This window comes from Pseudomonas sp. FW305-20 (assembly GCF_058788075.1).
The window spans coordinates 22,101-28,408 of the sequence record NZ_JBYTAJ010000052.1 but is presented as its reverse complement, the minus strand read 5'-3'; the positions used below and the strand labels follow the sequence as shown (position 1 = coordinate 28,408).

7 protein-coding genes and 1 pseudogene are annotated in these 6,308 nt (G+C 54.8%); 3 read left to right on the top strand and 5 right to left on the bottom strand.

The window, feature by feature from the left end; translation table 11 throughout:
* Positions 1-74 precede the first annotated feature (74 nt).
* On the top strand, positions 75-656 hold the full coding sequence (locus AC3WP4_RS27265) for a hypothetical protein (RefSeq protein ID WP_102616656.1): 582 nt from the start codon (positions 75-77) through the stop codon (positions 654-656).
* Positions 657-773: 117 nt separating this feature from the next.
* Here AC3WP4_RS27265 and AC3WP4_RS27260 read toward each other — a convergent pair.
* A pseudogene (locus AC3WP4_RS27260) lies at positions 774-1,046 on the bottom strand (hypothetical protein).
* A gap of 328 nt (positions 1,047-1,374) precedes the next feature.
* Complete coding sequence (locus tag AC3WP4_RS27255; RefSeq protein ID WP_102616657.1) at positions 1,375-2,109, bottom strand: DUF899 domain-containing protein; 735 nt, start codon at positions 2,107-2,109, stop codon at positions 1,375-1,377.
* A gap of 177 nt (positions 2,110-2,286) precedes the next feature.
* Here AC3WP4_RS27255 and AC3WP4_RS27250 point away from each other — a divergent pair, with 177 nt between their 5' ends.
* Complete coding sequence (locus tag AC3WP4_RS27250; protein WP_074874388.1) at positions 2,287-2,679, top strand: transcriptional regulator; 393 nt, start codon at positions 2,287-2,289, stop codon at positions 2,677-2,679.
* Positions 2,680-2,803: 124 nt separating this feature from the next.
* Here the strand turns inward: AC3WP4_RS27250 and AC3WP4_RS27245 are convergent, their stop codons facing one another.
* The 3 genes from AC3WP4_RS27245 to AC3WP4_RS27235 all read right to left on the bottom strand — a co-directional run bounded on the left by AC3WP4_RS27245 (position 2,804) and on the right by AC3WP4_RS27235 (position 4,878).
* Positions 2,804-3,673 carry a DUF6279 family lipoprotein gene (locus tag AC3WP4_RS27245; RefSeq protein ID WP_102616658.1) on the bottom strand — a complete coding sequence of 290 codons (870 nt, stop codon included), beginning with the start codon at positions 3,671-3,673 and terminating at the stop codon, positions 2,804-2,806.
* 80 nt (positions 3,674-3,753) lie between these two features.
* Positions 3,754-4,470, bottom strand: coding sequence for a TorF family putative porin (locus AC3WP4_RS27240; RefSeq protein ID WP_102616659.1), 717 nt, complete (start codon positions 4,468-4,470; stop codon positions 3,754-3,756).
* A 219-nt stretch (positions 4,471-4,689) separates the two neighbouring features.
* On the bottom strand, positions 4,690-4,878 hold the full coding sequence (locus tag AC3WP4_RS27235; protein WP_017337097.1) for a PFL_1563 family small protein: 189 nt from the start codon (positions 4,876-4,878) through the stop codon (positions 4,690-4,692).
* Between the two features lie 351 nt (positions 4,879-5,229).
* Between AC3WP4_RS27235 and AC3WP4_RS27230 the strand changes: the two genes are divergently transcribed.
* A complete protein-coding gene (locus tag AC3WP4_RS27230) occupies positions 5,230-6,066 on the top strand; it encodes a CvfB family protein (protein ID WP_102616660.1) in 837 nt (278 codons plus the stop codon).
* Positions 6,067-6,308: the final 242 nt, after the last annotated feature.

The window sequence follows — 6,308 nt, the reverse complement described above, 5'->3', positions numbered from 1 at the left end:
AACTTGAGCATCCCCCCCCATCTCGTAAAATATCGCTCTTAAATTAACGTAACCTTCCACAAGGACGAATTGACATGCGTGTGTTGGCTTTACTGTTGGCAATCTTATTTTTGTCGGGCTGCGCCTCGAAGCCGGATTACTACATCTCCCCCTCGCCGGTTCAGATCCCGGCGACCGCTACCTACTGGATCGATACCTTCGACGTTGAACTGATCGGCAAGAATGAGCGGTTTCTGCCGCAAGACACGTTGCGCGAGCAGCTCAGCGTTGAGCTGATCAATCAATTGTCGAGCGCTAATCGCTATGCAGCGAGCAAGGAAAGTGCCGACTACCTGCTGGATGTGAACACCGTCTACAAGCGCCGGATCGGCAACTCCAATGGCGGATTGGTGTCGGTCATCGTCGACGACGATACGATCCTTGCCAGTGTCGATTTCAGTTATCAGGTCAAGGTCAAAAAGGCCGGCGCCGAAGTCTTGCATTTCTCCCATGCTCGCGAGGGGCTGCAGCCTGGCGGTGCACTTGGCCAGCTTCGCAATATGAAGACGATGGTGGCGGCGCTGACTCACAAGGATAATTCGGACGTGGAGCCTTTCTATATCCGTACCTTGCCGAAATATATCGTGTCCGACATCAGGGATATTCCTTCGCGCTAGACATCCCACAGATGCGGCGGATCCGGTAATCGCAATAACCGGTTTTGCGGCTGTGAAAGGGATTTGTCTATTGCTCACAATATGAAACGGGCGACCCAACAGGTCGCCCGTTTTCATTCACTCCGCGCCTTGGGCCCGCAACCGCCGACCGATCACATCCATCAAATCACAACCGTCCCGCTACGGGATGGCGAGCAGTTTTGAGAAGTCGGACAGCACCACGGTGTCGCAGCCGATTTCTGCGCGAAAGGCTATGTTTTCCAGAACTTGGGTGACGGTGCGGATGCGGTAGTCGGCCATGGCATGCAGGACGTCTAGTGGTGCTTGGGTGTCGATGAGCAGTGATGCCGGGATCAGGTCGATTCCGGTTAGGGGCATGTATCTATCCATAGGTGGAGTCTCTCGTAATTAAAAAGGACTCTCTATGATCAGGTCGCCAAACCCGGTCGTCTTTTGGACGACGGTTTGACTATAAGGATCAGCCACCCACCGGTAAAGAGCGCCGGTTTTGAACTTGATGTAGGGGGAATGTCCTGGTGCGGTCGGACAGTCGCCTGGCAAATTGCTGATGACTAAACACTGCCGACACCTGTGGGAGCTTGCTCGCGATAGCGGTGTATCAGCCGATATCAGTGTTGAATGTTTGTCAGTCATCGCGAGCAAGCTCGCTCCCACAGTGGATTTGCGGTGTTTGGGGATAGTGTATCCGGCAGATGCTCTACTCCCCATGGCAGCAGCTGGATGAGGCTTTGTCTTCATACCGATCGTGAAGCCTCACCCATTCCATGATTTCCTCTTCATTACGCCCCTTAGGCGTCAGGTCGAGGTAGTTGTAAGCCCCGACCAACATATCCAGGCCTCGGGCATAAGTGGAATAGGTGTGGAAAATCTCTCCAGCTTCATTGCGATAAAACACGCTGAGGCCGGGGAGTTCTTCTTCGGCGCCGTCGGATTTTTCGTAGTTGTAGGTGGCTTTGCCGGCAGTGACGTCTTCTGCTCGGGCCGAGACGCCAAAGTCGTAGTTGAAATCGCAGCCTTCTGACGACACCCAATCGAATTTCCAGCCCATCCGCCGTTTGAAGGCCTGGAATTCGGCGAACGGTGCGTGGGAAACCGCCACCACGGCGACGTCATGATGGGCCAGGTGTTGATTGGCGCCGTCAATGTGGTCGGACAGGAACGAGCAGCCAGAGCAGCCTTCGTCCCAGCCTTTGCCAAACATGAAGTGGTAAATGACCAACTGGCTACGGCCGCCGAACAGGTCCGCCAGTTTCAGTTCGCCGTTCGGGCCTTGGAAATGGTAGTCCTTGTCGATTTTCACCCAGGGCAGGGCGCGGCGTTCGGCGCTGAGTTTATCTCGTTCTTTGGTGAAGGCTTTTTCGTGGGTCAGGTGTTGTTTACGGGCGGCGAGCCATTCTTCTCGGGAGACGACGGGATGATTCTGAATGTTCATTGGGATTCTCCTGCGGGATGCTGGGAGGTGACTTACACAACCTAGTCGTTTGGCCTACGCCCAATTCGACATACCGCTGGTCGATGCTGTTCAAAACCTCGGCTGAACGGCTACGAACCGCGCCGGTCACAACTTATGAAGGCCAACTCACTCGCGGGCACCGGAGGTTGAATCAGGATGACGACTTATAACTGGGATTTGATTGAACGCTTGCTGCATGAGGTGCAGAACGGCGCTGGCCACACTTTCACCCCTCGGCCCTACGCCGAGCAGTATGCGGCGGAGAAAGCGTCGAAAGGTGAGCCGTTCGAGAATCTGGATCACCTGAAAACGGTAGCTGGTGAGTACGAAAAGTTACTGTTGTTACGGGGCTATATCGAGCCTCGACCAGAAGATCAGGGTGGCAATGGCGAGAACTACATTTTAACGCCTAGGGGCTCGAGTTTGTTGAGCCTGATCGACAGTAGCATTCCAGGAAATGACCATCCGCGGCAGGTGTTGGATGAGCAGGAAGATGCGCTGGATGAGGTGAGGTTTGATGAGATCGCATCGAGGGCGCAGATAGCCTGACGATCACCCCATAACCCCTGTGGGAGTGAGCCTGCTCGCGATTGCGGTACATCAGTAACATCATTGTTTACTGATACACCGCAATCGCGAGCAGGCTCACTCCCACAGGGGAATTGTGTAGTGCTTAGCTCTGTTTTGCTGCCTTCAGACACTTCAAATCATTGAAGTCCTTGCGTACACCTTCAATTTTCTTCAACAACTGCTGGCGCTGTTCCGGTGTGCTTTCGGCCATCAAGTCCACAAATAATGCCCGGGCCTGGGCTTCGGTGCTGGCGAAGGCCTGGCGATAAGCGGGCGTCCACAAACTCTCGCGATTCACCAGAAGCGTCTCGATTCGCTGTGGGAATTCTGGACTCTGGCGCTGCGCAACTGCCGCACTGAACTGCTTCTGCCAATGGACTCGGTTGGCGATCCATTGCGTGTTTTGGTCACCCAAGGCGGTGGACCACGCGACAACACGCTGCTGCTGGGTTGCGCTGAGCGGGCCGAGCCAATCATTCAGACGTTTTTCCATGCGCCGGCTGCGCGCCTTGATCTGTTGATCGAGAGACGGTTTGAGGTATTGCTCCTGGCGTTTGCGCTGGTCCTTGGCAAAGGCCTCGTTCATTTCCGCGATTTGCTGGTCATTCAGCCCCTGCAACAGCTCAATGGCCGACGGGGTGATTTCCCGGGCGGTCTGGGCGATGGCGGCTTTGGCTTCCTGGGTGCGGGTTTGCAGTGCGGCATCGGTGACCTGGTTGGTTTCTACCATCACTTGCAAGCGATCCAGCCAGTCGAGGTAGTCCGGCAATTGCGTGGTGCAGTGCCAGCTCAGGTGCTCTTTGAGGCGCTCATTAAACCAATCTTTTTGCTCCCCGTTCATGTCCAGGTAGTCGCTGAGCGTCCACGGAATGATCACGTCGAGGTTGCGATAGGCCAGGCCCACACGGCTGCACGCACCGAGGGCGAGACTGATGGTGATAACGACGACGAGACACTTCAACCAGCGCGACATGGGCGAATCCTTTACGAAGGCCTGGCTTTTTTAATGGGCTTCTTTATGTGAACGCAGGATGAGCCTCGCAGTTCAGCCGATCAGTAAAAGGTGCGTTCGGCCTTGAGGGTGACCAACCCGTCGCATTGACTGTTGTGCCCGGAATAGGCGGAGCAACTGTTGCCGCTCAAGCTGGAATCACTGTAGATCAGGTCCAGATCGACGCCCATGAACGGGCGGGAAAGTTTCACTGACCAGTCGGTGAAACTGCCTACATACCCACCGTCGACGGACACCGGCGTGTTGAGCTGGTGGGTGGTGTATTTCATGCTGATCCCGATGCCAAACGGCTGATTGCCACCGAGGTCGGCGAATACCGTGCTGTTTTGTTTGTCCGGATCGTTGCTGAAGGCTGCGCCGAAGCGGCTACCCAGAAAGGTCAGGCCACCGAAAAGCTCCTGGCTGTCGAGGGTGTCCACTTTCGGATAGCTGTAACGGATCATGCCGACTTCGTACCCGAGGGTATTATCGAAAGGCTGTTTAAAGCCCATGTAGGAGTCGACTTCAAGGTTGGCCCCTGGCGTTAAACCCATGCTCGGTGACCATTGGCCCACGTAGAAGCCGCTGTCGTGACTCAGGTCGAGACCACCGTGGAACGAGCCGGTGCTGGAAGGCTTGACCAGCCCCTGGGCCATGCTGCGGCTGGGGGTGGTACCGAGTTTGAGATCGAAGTCGCCCAGTTCACGCTGAAAGATTTGCGCATTGGCGACCGAACACGACAGCAGGGTGCCGAGCAATAAATAGGAGGGTTTGAGCATGCGTCACTCCATGACCGCGAGGTGCAGGCACTAAAAACCTACTGAAACGCTTGATCTAGACGTGTGCAAGCATACCGGCGAATGATCGGCATCGAGGGCCGTTCGTCGATTTTTGAAATATTGGTTTGTTTGCGGGGGTGTTGCGAGGAGGGTTCCAGTCCAAGCGCTTCGAAGCTCAAAGCGCTTAGGGACCAGGTGACGCGGCGGATCTTGGGGAAGTTACTTCTTGCCCAGGGTGATCTGCTTGGACGGGCCAAACGTCTGGCCGCTGACGCCTTTGGCAATTTGCTGGATCTCTCCGCCGGACTTGAGGAACGCAGCAATCTGGTTGTTGATCGATTCGCTGGTTTCAACGGCTGGAGCTGGCTTTGCTTTGCTGTTGGATGCTTTTACACGCATGGCGGCCATTAACCTATAGAAAATTAACTTGGCCAGGCATCGTACAGGAAATACTTGACAATTGCTTGGTAAATATCCCCCCGAAATACACAGGGCAGATGAAGAACTAATCACAAGTTATTGTTCTGAATAGGCCTCTAAGCTGCTGTTTTAACTAAGAACGATCGTCAAAAATTACAGTTCTCGGTCTGGCGGACAGGGGCGAAAATCTCCAGGATGGCCTGACGAGCGGCCTGGCGCTTGCGGTAAAACCCAGGAAAATTGAGCCCTTCAGAGGATTTTCTCGCGCCACCGGGCTGGCCAGCGAACGCGGCCCGCAAAACCGGGTAGAATGCCGCCCACGCAATGAGGGTATTGGAAATGGCTTTAGTCGGGCGCTACAACAGTTTGCAAGTGGTTAAACACACTAACTTCGGTTTATATCTGGACGGTGGCGCGGATGGCGAAATCCTCCTGCCTAATCGTTATATTCCCAAAGATATTCCCAGCGAAGATGAAGACTGGCTCAACGTTTTTGTTTATCTGGACAGCGATGACAAACTCATCGCAACTACCGAAAAGCCGAAAGTTCAAGTCGGTGAATTCGCCAGTTTAAAAGTCGTTGAAGTCAACAGCATCGGTGTTTTCCTGGATTGGGGTTTGCCGAAGGATCTGTTGCTGCCGTACTCCGAAGAAAAACGTCAGATGACCGCCGGCGAGTATGTCGTGGTGCATGTCTACCTCGACAAGCACACCCGCCGCATCACCGCGACGGCGCGTCTGGACCGCTACCTCGACAAGACCCCGGCCAACTACACCCCTGGCCAGGAAGTTGATTTGCTGGTTGCCGAAGCCACCGATATGGGTTTCAAGGCGATCATCAACAACAAGCATTGGGGCTTGATCCACAAGAACGAAATCTTCAAGTTCATGCGCGCCGGTAAAGAAGAGAAGGGCTTTATCAAAGAAGTCCGTGCCGACGGCAAGATCAGCCTGAGCCTGCAACCGGTAGGCGAAGAAGCCGCCACCAGCCTGAACTCGAAGATCCTCGCCAAGTTGCGCGACAACAATGGCAGCCTGCCGGTCAGTGACAAGAGCGACCCGACGGTGATCAGCAGTATGTTTGGCGTGAGCAAGGGCAACTTCAAAAAGGCCATTGGTGCGTTGTACAAGAACGGCCAGATTATTATTCACGCCGATCGCATCGAACTGAGCTGACCGTAATACCGGTCAAGCTCTTGTAGCAGCTGTCGAGCCCCGGCGAGGCTGCGTTCGGCTGCGAAGCAGTCGTAAATCCTGTACACGCGGACTTTCTGAAACACCGCATCGTCTGAATTTACGACTGCTTCGCAGCCGAACGCAGCCTCGCCGTGGCTCGACAGCTGCTACAAGGGGGCCGATAGCCCTATGCCGGGCTTTGTTTTTTCCTGCCGAGTTTCTGCCATGGATTGTGTTGCCGA

What these genes read in the sequence shown, in the direction of transcription:
- AC3WP4_RS27265 (WP_102616656.1), top strand. Translation starts at nt 75, where the DNA reads ATGCGTGTGTTGGCTTTACTGTTGGCAATCTTATTTTTGTCGGGCTGC.
- AC3WP4_RS27255 (WP_102616657.1), bottom strand. Translation starts at nt 2,109, where the DNA reads ATGAACATTCAGAATCATCCCGTCGTCTCCCGAGAAGAATGGCTCGCC.
- AC3WP4_RS27250 (WP_074874388.1), top strand. Translation starts at nt 2,287, where the DNA reads ATGACGACTTATAACTGGGATTTGATTGAACGCTTGCTGCATGAGGTG.
- AC3WP4_RS27245 (WP_102616658.1), bottom strand. Translation starts at nt 3,673, where the DNA reads ATGTCGCGCTGGTTGAAGTGTCTCGTCGTCGTTATCACCATCAGTCTC.
- AC3WP4_RS27240 (WP_102616659.1), bottom strand. Translation starts at nt 4,470, where the DNA reads ATGCTCAAACCCTCCTATTTATTGCTCGGCACCCTGCTGTCGTGTTCG.
- AC3WP4_RS27235 (WP_017337097.1), bottom strand. Translation starts at nt 4,878, where the DNA reads ATGGCCGCCATGCGTGTAAAAGCATCCAACAGCAAAGCAAAGCCAGCT.
- AC3WP4_RS27230 (WP_102616660.1), top strand. Translation starts at nt 5,230, where the DNA reads ATGGCTTTAGTCGGGCGCTACAACAGTTTGCAAGTGGTTAAACACACT.